General features: G+C 65.9%; 1 protein-coding gene. It reads left to right on the forward strand.

Annotated elements, in window-relative coordinates; all coding sequences use genetic code 11:
• Window positions 1–228: 228 nt before the first annotated feature.
• A partial coding sequence (locus tag ABYB95_RS20695; RefSeq protein WP_372661326.1) for an error-prone DNA polymerase occupies window positions 229–2,825 on the forward strand: 2,597 nt, incomplete at its 3' end.

The raw sequence follows: 2,825 nt of genomic DNA on the forward strand, positions 1-2,825 counted from the left end.
GTGTTGTGGGTGTTCCAGACCCGGCTCGACCCCGAACCCGCCTGGTATTTGCACGGGCACTTTGCGTAGCATGAGGAACAGCCCCCGCGTCGCCTTCGGCGCCACCCCCCTGAATGGGGGACGACACCTGAGGCGCGGCAGAGCCGGTTCCTCGGTGTCTCTGGACAGGCGCTGCGCCTTGTATGACGGATGGCGCCCCGGTGTGGTGCTCAATCCGGGGAGGGGCCCATGAGCATCGCCGCCCTTCCCAACTACGCCGAACTGCGCTGCGTCTCCAACTTCAGTTTTCTGCGCGGTGCCAGCCGCCCCGAAGAACTGGTCGAGCGCGCCCAGGCACTGGGTTACACCGCGCTGGCCTTGACCGACGAATGTTCGCTGGCCGGCATGGTGCGCGCGCATGTGGCGGCGAAAGAGCAGGGGCTCCAGCTGCTGGTGGGCAGCGAGTTCAAGGTGGAATGTGCGCACCCGTTCACCCTGGTGGTCATCGCCACCAACCTCAACGGTTACGGCAATCTGTGCGAATTCATCACCGGCTTGCGCCGCACCACCGCCACCAAAGGCAGCTACCACCTGACGCTGGACCTCATCGACGCCGATCGGCTCAGCGATTGTGTGGTCATCGCGGTGGCCGAACGCGCCAATACCCAGGCGCAAATGGACAGCACCGCGCGCTGGTTGCTGGCCCATTTTCTGGGCCGCTGCTGGTTGGGCGTGGCGCAACTGCGCCGGCTCGACGACGAAATGCACCTGCACCAATTGCGCCAGAGCAGCGCGCTCACCGCCGTGCCGCTGGTGGCCGTGGGCGATGTGCACATGCACCTGCGTTCGCGCAAGCCCCTGCACGACGTGCTCACCGCCACGCGTGTCGGCAAGCCCCTCACCGCCTGTGGCCACGCGCTGGCGCCCAATGCCGAACAGCATTTGCGCTCGCGCCTGGCGCTGGCCCAGCGCTTCCCCGCCGAACTGCTGGCCGAGACGTTGACGGTGGCCGGGCGCTGCCACTTCTCGCTCGACGAACTGCGCTACCAATACCCCAGCGAAGTGGTGCCGCCGGGCGAAACCCCCAGCGGCTACCTGCGCCGCCTGGTGGACGAAGGCGCGGCGCGGCGCTGGTCCGCCGGTGCCGGCACCCAGGTGCGGCAGCAGATCGAACACGAACTGGCCCTGATTGCCGACCTGCAATACGAACACTACTTTCTCACCGTCTACGACATCGTCGCCTTTGCCCGCTCGCGGGGCATTCTGTGCCAGGGGCGCGGTTCGGCGGCCAACAGCGTGGTCTGCTACTGCCTGGGCGTGACCGAGGTGGACCCCGAGCGCACGGCGGTGCTGTTCGAACGCTTCATCTCCAGAGAGCGCAACGAGCCACCCGATATCGACGTGGACTTTGAGCACGAACGGCGCGAAGAAGTCATCCAGTACCTGTACCAAAAATACGGGCGCGAGCGCGCAGCGCTCACCGCCACCGTCATCTGCTACCGCCCACGCAGCGCCATCCGCGACGTGGGCAAAGCCCTGGGTTTTACCGAAGACGCGCTGGCCGCTTTGTCCAAGGGCCACCGCTGGTGGGGCCATGGCGACATCGCGCCCGAGCGCCTGCGAGAAGCGGGGCTGGACCCGGACAGCCTGGCCGTGCAACAGCTCATGAGCCTCACCGCCCAGATCATGGGTTTTCCGCGCCACTTGTCGCAGCACACCGGCGGTTTTGTGCTCACCCAGATGCCGCTCTCGCGCATGGTGCCGATTGAAAACGCCGCCATGGCCGACCGCACCGTGATCGAGTGGGACAAGGACGACCTCGACGCCATGGGCCTTTTGAAAGTGGACGTGCTGGCCCTGGGCATGCTCACCGCCATCCGCAAGTCGCTCGACTTCATTGGTGCGCGCAAAGGCCGTGTGTTCCAGCTGCAAGACATACCAGACGAAGACGAAGCCACCTACGACATGATCTGCGCCGCCGACACCGTGGGCGTGTTCCAGATCGAAAGCCGCGCGCAAATGAGCATGCTGCCGCGCCTGCGCCCACGCTGCTTTTACGACCTGGTGATCGAAGTCGCCCTGGTGCGGCCCGGCCCCATCCAGGGCGGCGCGGTGCACCCGTATCTGAACCGCCGCCAGGGCAAGGAACCTGTCAGCTACCCCAAGGCGCTGGACGGTGCGCTGGAGCGCACGCTGGGCATACCCGTGTTCCAGGAGCAGTGCATGCAGATCGCCATCATCGCCGCCGGTTTCACCCCCGGCGAAGCCGATGGCCTGCGCCGCGCCATGGCCGCGTGGAAGCGCAAGGGTGGCCTGGGCAAGTACGAGCGCCGCCTGATCGACGGCATGACCGAGCGCGGCTACGAGCCAGCCTTTGCGCAAAGCGTGTTCGAACAGATCAAGGGCTTTTCCAGCTACGGTTTTCCCGAAAGCCACGCCGCCAGCTTCGCCCTGCTGGTCTACGCCAGCAGCTGGATCAAGCGCCACTACCCGGCCGAATTTCTGGCCGCCATGCTCAACAGCCAGCCCCTGGGCTTTTACACACCCAGCCAGCTGGTGCAAGACGCCAAGCGGCACGGCGTGGAAGTGCGGACGGTGGACGTGACGATCAGCGAGGAAGACGCGACGCTGGAGGCGGTTGGTGAAGCGGCGGCGTGCGGGGCAGATGCCCGGTTCCATCACGCGCCTGCCCACCCTACCGTTCCAGGCTCACCCACCCTTACCGTTCCAGGCTCACCCACCCCTACCGTTCAAAGCGTACCCACCCTTACCGTTCGCCCTGAGCTTGTCGAAGGGCTCAACAACACGCCAGCGCTTGTACAAAGGCTTCGACAAGCTCAGCCCGA

Source organism: Hydrogenophaga sp., from assembly GCF_041633695.1.
GTDB lineage: Bacteria > Pseudomonadota > Gammaproteobacteria > Burkholderiales > Burkholderiaceae_C > Hydrogenophaga.